This window comes from Martelella mediterranea, assembly GCF_004342225.1.
In the GTDB taxonomy this organism is placed as follows: domain Bacteria; phylum Pseudomonadota; class Alphaproteobacteria; order Rhizobiales; family Rhizobiaceae; genus Martelella; species Martelella mediterranea_B.
In genome coordinates this window covers 35,280-51,270 of sequence record NZ_SMAR01000019.1, presented here as the reverse complement: position 1 = coordinate 51,270, position 15,991 = coordinate 35,280, and the positions used below count along the sequence as shown (strand labels likewise).

The 15,991-nt window shown below is 54.5% G+C and carries 17 protein-coding genes; 11 read left to right on the top strand and 6 right to left on the bottom strand.

The annotated features are described in order from the left end of the window. Positions 1 to 4 precede the first annotated feature (4 nt). The 8 genes from EDC90_RS12800 to EDC90_RS12765 all read left to right on the top strand — a co-directional run bounded on the left by EDC90_RS12800 (position 5) and on the right by EDC90_RS12765 (position 5,181). The gene (locus EDC90_RS12800; RefSeq protein WP_245511049.1) at positions 5 to 397 is read left to right on the top strand and encodes a DUF983 domain-containing protein; all 393 of its coding nucleotides are present in this window, start codon (positions 5 to 7) and stop codon (positions 395 to 397) included. Beyond that, a complete protein-coding gene (locus EDC90_RS12795) occupies positions 390 to 1,133 on the top strand; it encodes an SURF1 family protein (protein WP_132312195.1) in 744 nt (247 codons plus the stop codon). The genes EDC90_RS12800 and EDC90_RS12795 overlap by 8 nt, the downstream gene beginning before the upstream one ends. Next, complete coding sequence (locus EDC90_RS12790) at positions 1,126 to 1,614, top strand: mismatch-specific DNA-glycosylase (protein ID WP_132312193.1); 489 nt, start codon at positions 1,126 to 1,128, stop codon at positions 1,612 to 1,614. The genes EDC90_RS12795 and EDC90_RS12790 overlap by 8 nt, the downstream gene beginning before the upstream one ends. A gap of 94 nt (positions 1,615 to 1,708) precedes the next feature. Further along, entirely contained in the window at positions 1,709 to 2,704 is a 996-nt protein-coding gene (gene ispH / locus EDC90_RS12785; protein ID WP_132312191.1) for a 4-hydroxy-3-methylbut-2-enyl diphosphate reductase, read from the top strand. A gap of 4 nt (positions 2,705 to 2,708) precedes the next feature. Beyond that, complete coding sequence (locus EDC90_RS12780; protein WP_132312189.1) at positions 2,709 to 3,677, top strand: homoserine kinase; 969 nt, start codon at positions 2,709 to 2,711, stop codon at positions 3,675 to 3,677. Continuing rightward, entirely contained in the window at positions 3,674 to 4,111 is a 438-nt protein-coding gene (gene rnhA / locus EDC90_RS12775) for a ribonuclease HI (protein ID WP_132312187.1), read from the top strand. The genes EDC90_RS12780 and rnhA overlap by 4 nt, the downstream gene beginning before the upstream one ends. A gap of 45 nt (positions 4,112 to 4,156) precedes the next feature. Then, positions 4,157 to 4,465 (top strand): Dabb family protein, encoded by a 309-nt coding sequence (locus tag EDC90_RS12770; RefSeq protein WP_132312185.1) that lies wholly within the window; start codon positions 4,157 to 4,159, stop codon positions 4,463 to 4,465. A gap of 227 nt (positions 4,466 to 4,692) precedes the next feature. Continuing rightward, positions 4,693 to 5,181: a superoxide dismutase family protein gene (locus tag EDC90_RS12765; protein WP_432420005.1), complete on the top strand. Its 489-nt coding sequence runs from the start codon at positions 4,693 to 4,695 to the stop codon at positions 5,179 to 5,181. A 192-nt stretch (positions 5,182 to 5,373) separates the two neighbouring features. Here EDC90_RS12765 and EDC90_RS12760 read toward each other — a convergent pair whose 3' ends face one another. Then, entirely contained in the window at positions 5,374 to 5,865 is a 492-nt protein-coding gene (locus tag EDC90_RS12760) for a peroxiredoxin (protein ID WP_132312181.1), read from the bottom strand. A gap of 41 nt (positions 5,866 to 5,906) precedes the next feature. Further along, the gene (locus EDC90_RS12755; protein WP_132312179.1) at positions 5,907 to 6,740 is read right to left on the bottom strand and encodes a protein-disulfide reductase DsbD domain-containing protein; all 834 of its coding nucleotides are present in this window, start codon (positions 6,738 to 6,740) and stop codon (positions 5,907 to 5,909) included. Between the two features lie 219 nt (positions 6,741 to 6,959). Here EDC90_RS12755 and EDC90_RS12750 point away from each other — a divergent pair, with 219 nt between their 5' ends. Continuing rightward, a complete protein-coding gene (locus EDC90_RS12750; RefSeq protein ID WP_245511048.1) occupies positions 6,960 to 7,499 on the top strand; it encodes a YqgE/AlgH family protein in 540 nt (179 codons plus the stop codon). A 67-nt stretch (positions 7,500 to 7,566) separates the two neighbouring features. Continuing rightward, a complete protein-coding gene (locus tag EDC90_RS12745) occupies positions 7,567 to 8,640 on the top strand; it encodes a zinc-binding metallopeptidase family protein (protein WP_132312175.1) in 1,074 nt (357 codons plus the stop codon). Positions 8,641 to 8,746: 106 nt separating this feature from the next. Here the strand turns inward: EDC90_RS12745 and EDC90_RS12740 are convergent, their stop codons facing one another. From EDC90_RS12740 to thrC, 4 genes are all read right to left on the bottom strand, one after another. Beyond that, positions 8,747 to 11,647 (bottom strand): EAL domain-containing protein, encoded by a 2,901-nt coding sequence (locus EDC90_RS12740; protein WP_132312173.1) that lies wholly within the window; start codon positions 11,645 to 11,647, stop codon positions 8,747 to 8,749. A 9-nt stretch (positions 11,648 to 11,656) separates the two neighbouring features. After that, positions 11,657 to 12,241: a GNAT family N-acetyltransferase gene (locus EDC90_RS12735; protein WP_132312171.1), complete on the bottom strand. Its 585-nt coding sequence runs from the start codon at positions 12,239 to 12,241 to the stop codon at positions 11,657 to 11,659. 93 nt (positions 12,242 to 12,334) lie between these two features. Beyond that, positions 12,335 to 13,630: a M16 family metallopeptidase gene (locus EDC90_RS12730; RefSeq protein ID WP_132312169.1), complete on the bottom strand. Its 1,296-nt coding sequence runs from the start codon at positions 13,628 to 13,630 to the stop codon at positions 12,335 to 12,337. Between the two features lie 23 nt (positions 13,631 to 13,653). Further along, positions 13,654 to 15,051, bottom strand: coding sequence for a threonine synthase (gene thrC, locus EDC90_RS12725; protein ID WP_132312167.1), 1,398 nt, complete (start codon positions 15,049 to 15,051; stop codon positions 13,654 to 13,656). A 330-nt stretch (positions 15,052 to 15,381) separates the two neighbouring features. Here thrC and EDC90_RS12720 point away from each other — a divergent pair, with 330 nt between their 5' ends. Continuing rightward, positions 15,382 to 15,924, top strand: a complete 543-nt coding sequence (locus EDC90_RS12720; protein WP_132312165.1) for a hypothetical protein — start codon at positions 15,382 to 15,384, stop codon at positions 15,922 to 15,924. Positions 15,925 to 15,991 lie beyond the last annotated feature (67 nt).

Below are 15,991 nucleotides of genomic sequence, written 5' to 3'. Positions count from 1 at the left end.
GATGATGGATAATCAAGAAAAGCAGCCTTCCCATTCCAAGCTGATTATGGATGGGCTGAATGGCAGATGCCCGCGTTGCGGCGAGGGAAAGCTTTTTGATGGATTTCTGGCGATCAAACCACAATGTGATCATTGCGATCTGGATTACGGGTTTGCCGATTCCGGCGATGGGCCTGCCGTTTTTGTCATGTTCGCCGTCGGCTTTTTGATGATTGCTCTGGTGTTGTGGTCGGAGGTCAGTTGGTCGCCACCGCTGTGGCTTCATGTGGTTGTGTGGGCACCACTGACCGTTGTTCTCAGTCTGGCAGCCTTGCGGGCGTTCAAGGGCGCGCTGATCGCACTGCAATATCGCCATCGCGCTGCCGAGGGTGTGATCGACAGGTCCGGGGATGAGTGAACCGGAATACAGGCGCCTCTCACCTCTGCGTATTTTTGGACTGGTTCTCACCATCCTTGCGTTCTTGTGCCTGATCCTGCTGGGAAACTGGCAGGTCCGGCGTTTGCACTGGAAACAGGATCTTCTGGCAGCCGTCGAAGACCGGCTCGCGAAGGCGCCGGTTTCACTTGCTCAGATTGAATCCTTGAAGGCTGCCGGAGGAGAAATCGAATACCGCCCTGTGGCGGTTTCCGGATATTTCCTTCACGACCAGGAGAAGCATTTTTTCGCGACCTTCAACGGGCAGTCCGGTTATTATGTCTACACGCCGCTGAAGCTGGATGATGGCCGTTTCATCTTCGTCAATCGCGGTTTTGTTCCTTTCGACATGAAGGCGCCTTCGCTGCGCCCGGAAGGTCAGATTGATGGCAGAGTTACCATTGATGGTCTCGCCCGCGACCGGCTTTCGACGAAACCGTCTTTCATCGTGCCGGATAATGATGTCGAGCAGAATATATATTACTGGAAAGATCTGGATGCGATGGCGGCCCGGAGCGGCCTTGATCGTGAGGTTGTACTGCCTTTCTTCATCGATGCCAATGATGCGAAGAACCCCGGTGGTCTTCCTGTTGGTGGTGTGACCCGGATCTCCTTTCCGAATAATCACCTCCAATACGCGCTGACCTGGTACGGGCTGGCGGTGGTTCTGGCGGCTGGCGTTGGTATTCTGATCTTTCGGCGGCGGCGCGATGACTGATTTGCTGGTGCATGATCTGAAAATTGTTTTCTGCGGCACGGCCAAGGGAAAGCTTTCCGCGCAAACGGGCTCGTTTTATGCCCATCCGTCGAACAGGTTTTACAAAACGCTTTTCGACGCCGGGCTGACGGACCGCATGCTTATTCCCGAAAATTTTCAACACCTTCTGAAATACGGGATTGGCCTGACCGATCTCAATCAGACAGAAAGCGGCATGGACCGGTCTTTGTCTCTGGATGGCTTCGACATTGCCGGATTTCACCAAAAGATGCTGACTTTCAGTCCGAAGATTGTAGCGTTTACCAGCCTTAAGGCAGGGCGGGTCTATTTCGGCAACCGCCATATATCCTGCGGTTTGCAGAGACAGAAGATCGGGACATCGCTGACCTGCGTCCTGCCGTCGACATCGGCGGCAAATGGTCATTGGACAAGAGACCGGCATCATTGGTATCAGTTGGCTGAGCTTCTGACGGAGACCTGAGCAGCAGAGTTCAGGCTTGTCTCCGGCTTTTTGCACCGGTATCACACACGCCGGATTAAGATTGACCCGCTACCGGGAGCCTAAGGGCCGATATATGACACTCTCACCACTTCAGATTCGTCTTTGCGGGCCACGTGGCTTTTGCGCAGGCGTCGACCGTGCCATTCAGATTGTCGTTCTGGCGCTCAAACGCTATGGCGCGCCGGTGTATGTGCGCCATGAAATTGTCCATAACCGCTACGTCGTTGAGGGGCTTGAAGCCAAAGGCGCGGTTTTCGTTGAGGAACTGGACGAAATTCCGGCAGAGCATCGCGATCAGCCTGTGGTTTTCTCCGCCCATGGCGTGCCTAAATCTGTTCCAGCTGATGCCGAGAGCCGCAATCTGTTTTACCTCGATGCAACATGCCCGCTGGTGTCCAAGGTTCACAAACAGGCCATGCGTCACGAGCGCTTGGGCCGCCACGTCGTGCTGATCGGCCATGCGGGGCATCCGGAAGTCATTGGAACGATGGGGCAACTGCCCGAAGGGGCTGTTTCTCTGGTCGAGACTGTTGAAGATGCCGAGACATATCAACCGGAGGATCCGGATAATCTTGGCTTCGTGACCCAGACAACTTTGTCGGTTCAGGATACGGCGGCTGTGATTGCCAAGCTGAAAGAGCGATTTCCCAATCTGACAGCACCGTCTGCCGATTCGATCTGTTATGCGACGACCAACCGCCAGGAAGCTGTCTCTGCTGCTGCGCCGGGCTGCGATCTTTTCATCATTGTCGGTGCGCCGAATTCATCCAATTCACGACGTCTGGTTGAGGTTGCACTTCGGGCCGGTGCAAGGCGTTCCATGCTGGTGCAGCGTGCCTCGGAGCTTGACTTCGATGAAATCGGTGCGATTGCAACGCTTGGGATTTCCGCTGGTGCGTCAGCGCCGGAAGTGGTGGTCAATGAAATCATCGAGGCCTTCAAAGCACGGTTCGACGCCTTCGTTGAACTGGCTGAAACGGCTGTCGAAAACGAACATTTTCTTGTTAACCGGGAGTTGCGCGATGTCGAGCTCACGGTTGATGATATGGCTTTTGTAAACGGAAAATAATCAGGTGGCAGTTTATACTGAAATCAATGAGGTTGATCTGAAAGACTTCCTCAAAGCCTATGATGCTGGCGAACTGATGTCTTTCAAAGGCATCACTGAGGGTGTCGAGAATTCCAATTTTCTGCTGCATACTGATCGGGAGGCCCTGATCCTGACGCTTTATGAAAAGCGCGTGGATGAGGGAGATCTTCCGTTTTATCTTGGCCTGATGGAGCATCTGGCAGAGCAGGGGCTATCCTGCCCTTTGCCGTTGCCGCGCCACGATGGCGCGCTTTATGGTCTCCTGTGCGGCCGCCCGGCAGCGCTGATTTCCTTCCTTGAGGGGATGTGGCTTAGAAAGTCCGAGGCGAAACACTGCCGGGAGGTCGGGGTCGCCATGGCAAAGATGCATCTGGCTGGTCAGGATTTTGCCATTCGGCGTGAGAATGCCTTGTCGCTGAAAGGCTGGGTCGATCTTTGGGATAAATCGGCTGCCCGCGCTGATGAAGTTGAGGCCGGGCTTGAAGATGAGATTACCAACGAGCTGGCCTATCTGGAAGATCACTGGCCGGTCGATCTGCCGGAGGGCGTGATCCACGCTGACCTTTTTCCCGACAACGTGTTTTTCATTGGCGATGAGCTGTCCGGGCTAATCGATTTTTACTTCGCCTGCAATGATTTCTTCGCCTATGATCTTGCGATATGCCTGAATGCGTGGTGCTTTGAAAAGGACGGTGCCTTTAATGTGACGAAGGCCAGAGCGTTGATTGAGGGGTATCAATCGGTGCGTTCCTTAAGCGCTGCAGAAGTCGAAGCGCTGCCTTTGCTCGCGCGTGGTTCGGCGCTCAGATTCTTTCTGACGCGACTCTACGATTGGTTGATGACACCGGAAGGTGCGATGGTGGTGAAGAAGGATCCGTTGGAGTATCTCCGCTATCTCCGGTTCCATCGTTCTGTGAAAAGCGCCAGCGAGTATGGGCTCGTAAAAGCATGAAGAAGGTCGAGATTTTCACGGACGGTGCGTGTTCGGGCAATCCCGGCCCGGGTGGCTGGGGCGCTGTTCTTCGTTACGGCGAAAAAGAACGTGATCTTTGCGGCGGCGAGAAGAATACAACCAATAACCGCATGGAGCTCATGGCGGCGATCGAGGCACTCAAAGCTCTCAAGGAGCCTTGCGAAGTCGAGCTTTACACCGATAGCGTCTATCTGAAAGATGGCATCGGCAAATGGATTTACGGCTGGAAAAAAAACGGCTGGAAAACCGCCGCGAAAAAGCCCGTCAAGAATGCTGAGCTTTGGCAAATGCTGGAAGAGCAACGCAACCGGCACACGGTGAACCTTCACTGGGTGAAAGGCCATGCCGGGCATGAAGAGAATGAGCGTGCCGATGAACTGGCGCGTAAAGGGATGGAACCATATAAAGCATGAACCTTTTCAGGTGACGTGCGTTTTAAAAACGGGAGGCCTGTTTCAATGATTATGCATTGTGTTCTTGTTCGTTTTCGCTCCGAGGTCCAGGCGGAGGAAAAGCAGGCCATTTATGATGGTATCGCAGCGCTGCAATCCGTTATCGACGGGATCGTGGATGTGAAAGCCGGTCCGAATGTTTCGCCCGAAGGGCTGGATTGCGGCTATATGGATGGTTTCGTCGTTACCTTTGAGAACGCGGGTGCACGCGATACTTATCTGGATCACCCCGATCACAAGGCAGTCGGGTACAAGCTGGTCGAAGCCGCAGCTGGTGGTCAGTCAGGTATTCTCGTGTTTGACTGGAAAGTCTGACTTTCAAGCATTTTGCGGGCTGGCTTTGAAAAGTGAAGCGCCATTGCTGCGCGGTCGGGGCGATGTTGCGTACGTCGTCACTTCTATAACGAAAATCGTTTTCGTTATCCCGGCGCCTTTGAGGAAAAACCGCTTACACAATGCTTGAGAGGAGATCCGTATTGTTTAAGATTGGAATTCCATCTGCCGCCCTTTGTTTCTTCGCCGTGCCTGCTCTGGCTGCTGATATGCCCACACCAGACTGGATGCTTCAGGATGCTACCACGGCGCAAGCTACCATTGCCTTTCTCGGCACCGATGGGTCAGAGATCGGTACGGGTGTTTTGACCCAGACCGCTGAAGGCGTTCTCGTTCAGGCTGAAGTGAACGATCTTCAACCGGATATGTGGCACGCATTTCATATCCATGAAAAAGGTGTCTGCGAAGCAGAAAATGGCTTTAAAACCGCTGGCGGGCACTTTGCACCCGAAGGCCATGCGCATGGCTATCTTGCAGAAAGCGGTGCCCATGCAGGCGATATGCCGAATCAGTATGTTCCGGCGAGTGGCACTTTGAAAACGCAGATCCTTAATGACGCCGTTACGCTTGCAGATGCAAAAAACGGCATCGACGGACATGCGATCGTGATCCACGCCGGGGCGGATGATTATAAATCCCAGCCGTCCGGAGCAGCCGGATCGCGTTTGGCCTGCGGCATCATCCACGTCGTGAAGTGAAACGAGGCCTCCATTCAGGCCAATTTCGCTCGAACCAAAAAAGCCGGACGGCTGATGCATAGCTGTCCGGCCCGTTAATAGAGCGGTTCCGCCTTTCATGAAAACGCGCAACCGCTCTATCTCTTTGTTTTGACGCATTTTCGCGGACGTCAGATGTTTCCATCTGACTGCGAAATGCTCTAGATGCCGAGGTCAGTCTTGAAGCTGGCCAAGGATCGTAGCCGCAGCCGAAACCGTTGCCTGGCTGGAGTCGTCTTCGATGTTCAGTTCTTTTACCACGCCATCATCAATGAGCATGGAATAGCGCACCGAGCGTGTTCCGAGTCCGGCGCCGGAAAGGTCCAGTTCCATCCCGACAGCCTTGGTGAAGTCTGCATTCGGGTCGGAAAGGTAGCGGATTTTACCTTCACCACCGGTCGCCTTTGCCCAGCCCCCCATGACGAAGGGATCGTTGACTGCAACAACAACGATTTCATCGACGTTGCGCGAAAGGATCGCGTCACGGTTTTCCAGATAGGTTGGCAGATGATTGATAGAGCAGGTGGGGGTGAACGCGCCGGGTACGGCGAACAGAACGACGCGCTTGCCTTTGAATATATCTTCGCTGGCGACTTTTTCCGGCCCGTTTTCCGTCAGCTCCATAAGGGTTGCTGAAGGCAGGGTGTCTCCTTTGGCAATCGACATTTCAAAATCCTTCTCGTGAGCGTGAAAGGTCTCTAAGCGTTTTAGTTTTGCCTTGTGTCAAAAACAAGCAGTGTTTCCATGGCACGTCCACCGGACTTCACAAGCACTGACCATTCTGCGTCTGTTCCTGTTGCGCCTTCTGGAATCTGAGATGCCGGGATTGCCACCGCGTAAACATGGTCCTTCCACGCGCCATCCGGCGCCGCAATCACGAAGCCTTTCGAGCTTGCGATAATGATTTCAGGTTTTCCATTTCCGTTTGGGAGGTTTAGCGAAAGCGCGATGCCTTCTTCGGAAAGCCTGGCGCTTTTCACATCGAAGTCTGATGACGGATTTTCGGGAAGCCTGGTTTCGGCCACGGCCAGAATGGCGGTCTCGACCGGAGAGGTTTTATAGGCTCCAGCCTCCGGGGGAATGTTGAAAGAGGCCTGAAACGGAATGCAGATATTCTTGCAGAGCCCGATAAATGCCGAAACGCTCATATCTGGTAATCTGCCGGCCTTTGCTGAAAAGGTCAGCGGAAATGTTACCGGTTGATCATAGCCCATATCGTAGCCGCCGGCGATTTCCATACGTTCAGGTGTCGGATATCGCATCCTGGAAAGGCGGACATCATCGCTTCCTGAAACGCTGATATGCGGCGGGATGCCACTTTCACCGGGCTCACGCCAATAGGTGATGAAACCGGGGGCAGGCTCAACCTGAAGCGCACCACGGATCGTCCCGTCTTCGTCCGGGGCGGTCACAATGAGCCGCATTCGTCCGCCCGTGTCCTCTGCCCAGTCGGTAACCGCTGCGAATACATGCGATGAAACGAGCGTGGCGAAAATCACGAGAGCTGCGCGAAAACTGTGTTTCAGGTGCGTTTCTTTCATGAAATGGTTTTTACTCTGCCTTTCTTGTCGGCGCCACCGGTTTGCAATCCGGTTAAAGACAAATTGAGTTGAATGCGGTGTGAGCTTGCCCCATCTTCAGATATAGGCGATGCTGTTGGCTCATGATCTGGTGCCAACTTGCGAAAGGAGGCCCGTGTGCTGGAAAATTTCAAAGCTGATCGCGAGCGCGGCCCTTTTGATGGCCAGTTCCTGATCGCAATGCCGCAACTGTCTGATAGTACGTTTGAGCGCAGCGTCGTTTATATCTGTGCCCACTCTGATGAAGGCGCAATGGGCTTTGTGATCAATCGAACCCAGCAGGTTACCTTCCCCGAAGTTCTGAAGCAGCTTAAACTGGTGGGCGAAGATACAGAGCCGCTTCAGTCGCCCTCACTGGCCGATTTTCCGGTCCTGTGTGGCGGGCCGGTGGAGCCCGGACGCGGATTTGTTCTCCATTCCGATGATTATGCCTGCGAGACGTCCATGCCCATCAGTGACGAACTCTACATGACCGGCACTCTGGATGTGCTGAAGTCTGTCGCGGCGGGAACGGGGCCGCAAAAGGCAATCCTGTTACTGGGCTATGCCGGATGGGCACCGGGACAACTGGAAGCCGAAGTGCTGAATAACGACTGGCTGACATGTCCCTCAAACGATGATCTGGTTTTTGACCGGGCACTTGAAAGTAAATATGAGCGGGCGCTTCTGACCATGGGGGTCCAGCCCTCTCTTCTGTCTTCCAGTGCCGGGCACGCCTGACTGTCCTGCCGAACGAAACGCAGAACTCCTATCGTCAAATAAAAGCAGACATGCAGCAGAGGTCGATATGAAGCTCTTCGAATGCGACCATTGCGGTCAGACCGTATATTTTGAAAACGGAACATGTGTATCTTGCGGTCACCGACTTGGCTTTGATCCCGGGACAACGTCGCTGATTGCCCTTGAAGTTGAGGGTAATGGCGCATGCCATAAAACTACAGACCCCACGCAACGGTTTTACTTCTGCGCCAATGCCGAGCTGCAGGGCTGCAACTGGCTTGTGTCAGCAAATAGCGGGGACAGTTTTTGTCCCGCCTGCCGGTATAACCGTCTTGTGCCAGATATTTCCACCGACAGGGGGCAGGAGCGTTTCCGGCGCATCGGTGTCGCCGAACGGCATTTTTTCTATTCGCTTTTGCGGTGGAACATTGCCCCGCCCGGTCTTTCGGAAATGCCGGATGGTGGGCTCGTTTTCGACTTTCTGGAAGATGAGGTCGACGGGAATGGAAACGTCACGCCTGCCATGACCGGCCATCAGGAAGGGGTTATTTCGCTGCGGGCGGCTGAGGCTGATGATGTTACCCGTGAGATCGCCCGCACCGAAATGAATGAACCTTACAGGACACTACTCGGGCATTTCCGGCATGAAGTGGGACATTACATCTGGAACCTGATGGTTCGGGATGCGGGGCGGTTAGATACCTGCCGCGCTGTTTTCGGGGATGATCGTGAAGATTATGGAGAGGCACTTGAACAGCACTACCGGAATGGTCCGGTGGATGGCTGGGAGAAAAACTTCGTCAGTGCCTATGCGTCGACGCACCCCTGGGAAGATTTTGCCGAGACATTTGCCCATACGCTGCATATCGTTGATACGCTGGAGACAGCAAGGGCGTTTGGCTTATCCGTCGATGGCAATGAGGACAGCCCGCTTGGAGATCCTTATGCCTGTTCCAGCGCTAAACGCCTGGCAAAGGCCTGGGTGCCTCTCACACTGGCAATGAATTCCATCCATCGCAGCATGGGGCAGCGCGACTTTTATCCGTTTGTGCTGACGCCGCCAATCGTCGGGAAAATCGATTTTATGCTGACACTTCTGACGAGTGGTCACCCTCATAATGTCGAAGGTGTTTCCGTATAAGCGCGGTTCTGTCGTGATCTTCTGAGCATTCGGCGAACGCCGGATAAAGTGGTGGTCGCCCGTCAGGGCGCCACATGGCATATCGCGTATGTCCAACGCCTGATGCTCAGCCTTTGTCCCGGCCGAGTTCATCGCGCAACAAGCGCTGAACGGCAGTTGAGTCTGCGGAGGTGCCGTAGAGAGGGCCGGTCGCAAATGTGCATCCGGACTGCGCAAGCAGCGTTGTGTCGGCTTCCGTGGTGACATTGCTGACGCCAACATCAACGCCGAGTTTATCTGCCAGTGCTGCGAAGGTCTGCAAAAGCCCCGCCTGTTCTTCCTGATGCTGCCTGAACAAAGAAATATCGATGAAGGCCGAGTCAAAATGAAATCGGTTCAGCAATGTCAGTGAGCCATGCCCATCGCCAAACCGTGTCAGTGACAGGCCTGTTCCGATTGAGCGCAAGTGCTGAAGGGCAAGCCTTGCCTGCTCCGGTGCTTCGAGAGCAACATTTTCCGGAAGCGCGAACACGATCTGACGTGGTGCGATCTCGGACTGGCGCACTATGTTTTCCAGCTCAATCAATGTGCTGGTCCTCAGCATCTCGGCGCAGGCAAGCTCGATAATGACGAAAGGTTTGGCTTTCGGCATAGCCTGCTGCCAGACTGAGAGATCTTTGGCGGCCTGACGCACCGTATAAAGAACAAGTTCCGGTGCCGTGCCATTCTCCTCGCTCATTTCAAAAATCTCAGCCGAACTGATTTCACCGCGCTGCGGGTGTTTCCAGTTCAGCATGCATTGAAAACCGGTGATGGAGAGCCCGTTTACCCTGATCACTGGTCGATAGAGGACCGACATTTCCTTACGATCAATTGCCCGTGTGAGATCAGCCTGAACCTGCTCACGCTCATCCAGAAGCATTCTGAAAGACGGACGATAGGTTTCTACAGAGCCGCCACCGGCCCGTTTTACGCGGTGCATAGCAAGGCGAGCATCTTCAATCAGTGCGTCGGCGGTTTCCTGTTCATCGTGCCAGGATGCGATGCCGATTGAAGCGGTGAGAACAATTTCCCTGTTATCGAAACTCACCGGAACTGCGATGGCTGAAGCAAGTGCTTCTGTGAATTCGGCAATGTCTTCCGGATCTGTCTGGGACAGGAGAACGATTGCGAAACTGTTTCCGGAAAGTCTGGAAAGTGTATCTTCCGGGCGCAGCAGTCGCTGAATGCGTCGGGTCAGCGCAATCAGAATATTGTCGCCCGCAGCGAAACCAAGCGTGTTGTTGATGTCTGCATAGCGGTCAATATCAGCAATGATAAGGGTGGGGCGCAGGGCCGGGGCAAACGCAGACAGGCCGATCAGCGATTGCAGCCGGTCAACAAAGATAGTGCGGTTGGGAAGGCCGGTCAGGTTGTCGATGACTGCATCCTGAAGCAGGCGCTGGGTACTGACCTTCCGGTCGGTCATGTCTGTCAGCGAGCCGACGCAGCGTATGACTTCGCCATCTGTGCTGAGCACCGGGCGTGCCTTGATCAGCATCCAGTGATAGTGCCCATCGCTGGCACGAATTCTGAACTCCAGTTTGAGCTTGCCGCGCTTCCACTCCAGAAACATGTCCAGCGTTGAACGGAACCTGTCACGATCTCCGGGATGCAGGTAATTCAGCCATGAACGTGCCGGTCCGTTTAATGTGCCACCTGACAAGCCAAGCTTGGGTGAAAAATCCGGCTCGGTGATAATCCGGTCACGGCTGACATCCCAGTCCCATACGACGCCATCGGACCCCAGAAGGGCCAGTGCCTGTCGTTCAAGATCAGAAAACAAGCCTGTCTGATATCCACCGCTGGCAAAGGCATGCTGGATAACCGTGAACCCCAGAAGCAGAACCAGCAGAACGAGGCCGCCGTCAAGCGCAGGCTGGACAATATCATTGTCTATTCGGCCGGTGACAGTCATCCATGCTGCAAACAGCCAGGCCGAAATCAACGCCCATGCAGGCATTAACAGGATCGCGCGGTCGTAACGGCGGAAACTGAGGTAAAGGATCAGAGCAATGCCAGCCCCGACGGTCAGGGCTCCCGAAAGGCGCGCAATACCGGCTGCTGCAGGCGGGTCAAAAATTGCGACACCAAACAGTGCCATCAGGATAACACCCCAGACCGCAGCGCCATAACCCAGATGGACATGCCAGCGCGAAAGGTTGAGATATGTAAACAAAAACACCACGAGACTGAATGCGATGGCCACATCCGCGCTTGCCCGCCAGATTCTGAGATCGCCGGCAGAAAGCGGTATCAGCATATTCAGAAAGCCAAAATCTATTGCCACATAAAGAAGAACAGACCAGGCGAGCATGGCTGTCGCAGGCAATACCGAGGTGCCTTTCACGACGAACAGGATTGTCAGAAAAACCGCCAGAAGTCCGGCAATGCCAAGCACGACGCCGTGGTAGAGGGTGAAGGCATTTTCAGTGTCTTTATACGCATCCGGTTGCCAGAGATAGAGCTGCGGCAGGGTTGGGCTTTCCAGTTCTGCAACGAAGGTGACAACGGCACCGGGATTCAGCGTGATCGAGAAAACATCAGCCTCGGCATTTTTTTCACGTGTCAGGGCAAAGCCTTCGCTTGGCGTGATCGCGGCGATGCGAGCAGAGCCAAGATCGGGCCAGAAAAGTCCTGAATCAGGAAGCCGGAAATGCGGCGCAACGATCACCCGTTCCAACTGTTCATCAGATATATTGGCCAGCGAGAAGACTGCCCAGTCACCGGGGCCGTTACTGTCTGTTGCACGAACCTCGATACGGCGGCGGATTCCGTTGGCGTCCGGCACTGTCGACACTTGAAATGCGTTGCCCTGACCTTCATGGATTTCAACGCTGTTTGTCAGGTCGATGGCAACATCGTCTCGTGACACTTCGACCGGATCAAGTGCGAAAGTAGGCAAGGCCGTAGTCAGCAGCATGACGATCAATATAAATGGCAGAAAAGCGATCTTGACGATCCGGTCGGGCAGGCGGCTTGGGCGCATTGTCAGCTTTCAGTTTGTGTTGGCGTCAAAGTCTTCGCGCAGCAGGGAGAATATATAATGATCCTGCCAGACTCCGTTTATGCGAAGATATTTGCGCAACAGCCCCTCCTGTGTGAAACCGGCTTTTCTCAGCAGCGATGCGCTGCGATCATTCGAAGGGATACAGGCCGCTTCAATACGGTGCAACCTCAACTCATCGAATACAAAAGGAATAACAAGGCCAAGTGCGGCAAACATATGGCCTTTTCCGGCATATTCCTCACCCATCCAGTAACCCAGCATGCACATTTGTGCCACGCCGCGCCTTATAAGCCCGATGGTTATGCCCCCAACGAGCATTTCCGGCTTACGCATAAAAATAAATAATTGGATACTTGTGCCGGAATCATACTCGCGATTAAGGCGGGCCACTCTTTTGCGAAATGCCGCCTCACTCATGTCGTGGACACTCCACAGCGGTTCCCATGGCTGAAGAAAAGAACGCCCGCGCATACGCAAAGCACGCCAGTCCTCAAAGTCCGACATGCGTGGCAGACGAAGCATATGTTCGTCCGATTCGAGAGCAAAGCGTCGACGCTTCAACGCGCCGGGCATAGGCACAACATTAAGCACCGGCGTCCCTCCACAATTTCACACAAGGTATCTCCGACCACCGCAACAGCGGGAGAACCTCGTCAGTTGCGGCACTTACAAAGCCTTTATAGACTTGTGTTCGTGAAAGGAAAGGTTCTCGATAATGTCTTCCAGCGGTGCCAGATATTCCAGCGGACCAATGGCTGAGAGTGTTGGCATCGTGTCGTAAAACGTCCGGCCTGCCAGGTCGGTCAGGCGTTTGGGCGTGATGTTCTCAATCCGCATCATCATTTCTTCATTGGGGATCGGTCTGCCCCAAAGCATGATCTGGCGGGCAATCTGCCCGGCACGGGCTGCCGCGCTTTCCTGGCCCATCAGGAGTTGCGCGCGGATCTGAGCGCGCGCCCGCTCGATTTCCACCTGGTCTACGCTGTCTGCGGCACGATGAAGCTCATCGATGACCACGGGAATCAGTTCGGGCAGCTGTTCGCCGCCGGTTGCTGCGTGAACGGCGAAGACCCCCGAATCAGAAAAACCCCAGTGAAACGAGTAAACCGAATAGCAAAGCCCGCGTACCTCGCGGACCTGTTGAAACAGTCGCGATGACATGCCGCCGCCCAGAACATTGGCGAGAATCTGCGAACAGTAGAAATCCTGAGCGTGATAGGCCGGTCCTTCAAAGCCAAGGATCACCTGAGCATCTGACAGCGTTCTTGTTTCGCGCATTTCTCCGCCGGTGTAGTCAGCTGCTTCCATCAGGGGCGGTGTTTCCGGCTTTTGCGGCAGGCCTGCAAATTTCTCCTCGATCATCTTAACGAAGGCGTCATGATCAACAGCACCGGTTGCGACGATGAAAATTCTGTCGGTCGTATAGTTGCGGGCCAGATACCGGCGAATATCATTCGGGCTGAACGCCATAACCGTTTCAGGCGTTCCAAGAATCGGACGTCCGATCGTCTGATCACGATAGGCAGCACCTGCAAAATTATCGAACACCACATCATCGGGAATATCGCTGGCTGCACCGATTTCCTGCATGATGACATTCTTTTCCCGCGCCAGCTCTTCTTCATCGAACTGTGAGTTGGTCAGAATGTCTGCGAGAATATCAACGGCAAGCGGAAGGTGATCCTTCAGAACACGTGCATAATACGACGTTGTCTCGGTCGATGTCGCGGCATTGACCTCACCACCGACGTTCTCGATTTCCTCCGCGATCTGGCGGGCTGAGCGCCGTTTGGTGCCTTTGAAGGCCATGTGTTCCAGCAGGTGGGCAATACCATGTTCGTTTTCCAACTCATTCCGCGCGCCCGATTTGATCCATGTTCCCATGGCGACGCTTTCGATATGCGGCATGTTCTGGGTGACAACGGTAAGCCCGGAACCAAGCCGGGTAAACTCTACGGTCATGCGATCCTGCTTTCGTCTTTTTATCAGCTTTCCGATCCGCGCTGGGCGCGAATAAAGGCCTCAAGCATATCCAGATCGGGGGACAGGACGCTGAATTGCTCCTCCTTGTCCATCAGGCCAGCAAGCCATGCCGGAAGCGCCGGGTCAATACCACTTGCCGATTTTACCGCAGCCGGGAACTTGGCCGGATGCGCTGTTGAAAGTACGACCATGGGGGCTTGGCTCCGCTCGTGCTGACGGGCAACGGCGTGCGCGACGGCGGTGTGTGGATCGATCAGAAGGCCTGTTTCTTCGAGCGTTCGTTTGATTTCCGAGGCCACGGCGTCTTCATCCGTTCGTCCCGCGGCAAAGCTCTTGCGGATCGTTTTAAGCGTTTCAGATTCGATATCGAAAGCACCCGACTGCTTCAGGCCGGCCATCGCCCGGCGCACATATTCGCTGTCGCGTGCGCTGGCTTCAAACAGGAGTCGTTCGAAGTTTGATGAAATCTGAATGTCCATCGAAGGAGACGTCGTGGCCTGCACACCGCGCATCTCATAGCGACCGGTTTCAAGCGTTCGTGCCAGAATGTCGTTTTCATTGGTGGCAATGATCAGTCGACCAATCGGTAGTCCCATCTTTTTGGCGACGTAGCCTGCAAAAATGTCACCGAAATTCCCTGTTGGGACTGTGAAGTCGATTTCGCGATCAGGCGCACCCAGCGAAACCGCCGAGGTGAAATAATAGACCACCTGCGCCATGATCCGCGCCCAGTTGATCGAGTTGACGCCTGAAAGCTTCACCTCGTTGCGAAAGCTCGTGTCGGCAAACATGGCTTTGACCAGATTCTGACAGTCGTCGAAGTGTCCCTCAATCGCAAGTGCGTGAACGTTTGCAGCGCCCACGGTCGTCATCTGGCGCTGCTGAACCGGCGAAACCTTGCCATGCGGAAACAGGATAAACATGTCGGTTCGGGTGCTTGCGGCAAAAGCGTCGATTGCCGCACCGCCAGTGTCGCCGGAAGTCGCCCCGACAATCGTGGCGCGCTGGCCGCGCTCCGCCAGAACGTGATCCATCAGACGGGCAAGAAGCTGCATTGCGACATCTTTAAATGCCAGTGTGGAACCATGAAACAGCTCCAGAATGAAACGATTCGAATCTGCCTGCACAACCGGGGCGACTGCTTGGTGGCGGAAGGTTGCATAGGCATCATCGATCATGCCGCGAAGACGGTCATCGGCAATTTCCCCGCCAATAAAGGGCTTGAGGATGGCGAAGGCGATTTCCTGATAGGGTTTTCCACGCAGTGCCCTGATGTCTTCGAACGTCAATGCTGGCCATTCGCGCGGAAGGTAAAGGCCGCCATCAGCGGCCAGTCCGGCCAGAAGGGCGTCGGAAAAATTCAGGACCGGAGCGTCGCCCCGCGTTGAGATGTAATCCACGGAAAGCCCCTTTTGCGCTTGCCACCACCAGATGCGCCTGCGGGTTTGGCGCGCCGCCTGCCGCCTGCCTCCTGAAAAATGTCAGGTCTTGTCAGCAACAGCGCTTGAAAACCGTGTTTCAGGCAATCGAAATTTTCTGTCGGCGCTGGTATAGACTAAAGCCAAAGCTCTTGAAAAGACCCGATACCCGCGAGGCTGGCAGCTAAAGGCTTTTCTTGTTTCTTTTAATTTGCTTAAACGCTTCTGAGGATTAAAATTTCTGAGCTTTTCGTGAAAGTGCCGAGGCCGTATTTTCAGGGAAGGCCGCTGCAGAAAAAAGGAAGAATGCTCGTGACAATGCGCCAATCTCGTCGTCTTGCCGCAGTTCTGCTGGTTTTCGGACTGGCTGGCTGTGCGTCGGATCAAGCCGCGCCTGAGCCGGAAGCCAGTCAGGCACTGAAGGTAACACCGGGAATGAATCTGACGGCTCTGGCGCGTCTGTGCCCGCCAGCCGTTATCGATGACGAGGACGCGTATCGGCAGGTCTTCTCACCGTCCAGCTCCACAGATCAGGCAAATCTGGTTTACCAGGCATCTCTGGTTAAGTATGCCCGAACCTGTGCGCCGGCGGCTTCAGGTGATCAGCTTGAGGCCAAGATTGCTGTTGCCGGGCGTGTTGTCGGTGGACCCAAAGCAAAAGCCGGTCCTTTGACGCTTCCGATCCGGGTTGAGGTCGTTAATGGTTCTCAGGTCTATTACGACAAGGTGATCAATCAGCAGGTGACGCTTCCGCCGGATAGTCTGACGACACAGTTTCTGTTCAAGGCTGTAAATCTGCCGGTCCCGCTCAATGTCAGTGATACTGCACGTATTCGTGTTGGCATCGAAGACTGAAATAAAACATAAGCGGCGGCCATATCGACCGCCGCTTACGTGTTTTCTGCTTTTCCTATATGAAAGC

Coding starts and splice junctions, on each gene's coding strand:
- EDC90_RS12770 (WP_132312185.1), top strand. CDS start 4,157: ATGATTATGCATTGTGTTCTTGTTCGTTTTCGCTCCGAGGTCCAGGCG.
- EDC90_RS12800 (WP_245511049.1), top strand. CDS start 5: ATGGATAATCAAGAAAAGCAGCCTTCCCATTCCAAGCTGATTATGGAT.
- EDC90_RS12730 (WP_132312169.1), bottom strand. CDS start 13,630: ATGACCGTAGAGTTTACCCGGCTTGGTTCCGGGCTTACCGTTGTCACC.
- rnhA (WP_132312187.1), top strand. CDS start 3,674: ATGAAGAAGGTCGAGATTTTCACGGACGGTGCGTGTTCGGGCAATCCC.
- EDC90_RS12760 (WP_132312181.1), bottom strand. CDS start 5,865: ATGTCGATTGCCAAAGGAGACACCCTGCCTTCAGCAACCCTTATGGAG.
- EDC90_RS12795 (WP_132312195.1), top strand. CDS start 390: ATGAGTGAACCGGAATACAGGCGCCTCTCACCTCTGCGTATTTTTGGA.
- EDC90_RS12745 (WP_132312175.1), top strand. CDS start 7,567: ATGAAGCTCTTCGAATGCGACCATTGCGGTCAGACCGTATATTTTGAA.
- EDC90_RS12755 (WP_132312179.1), bottom strand. CDS start 6,740: ATGAAAGAAACGCACCTGAAACACAGTTTTCGCGCAGCTCTCGTGATT.
- EDC90_RS12765 (WP_432420005.1), top strand. CDS start 4,693: ATGCCCACACCAGACTGGATGCTTCAGGATGCTACCACGGCGCAAGCT.
- EDC90_RS12735 (WP_132312171.1), bottom strand. CDS start 12,241: ATGCCCGGCGCGTTGAAGCGTCGACGCTTTGCTCTCGAATCGGACGAA.
- ispH (WP_132312191.1), top strand. CDS start 1,709: ATGACACTCTCACCACTTCAGATTCGTCTTTGCGGGCCACGTGGCTTT.
- EDC90_RS12750 (WP_245511048.1), top strand. CDS start 6,960: ATGCCGCAACTGTCTGATAGTACGTTTGAGCGCAGCGTCGTTTATATC.
- EDC90_RS12740 (WP_132312173.1), bottom strand. CDS start 11,647: ATGCGCCCAAGCCGCCTGCCCGACCGGATCGTCAAGATCGCTTTTCTG.
- EDC90_RS12790 (WP_132312193.1), top strand. CDS start 1,126: ATGACTGATTTGCTGGTGCATGATCTGAAAATTGTTTTCTGCGGCACG.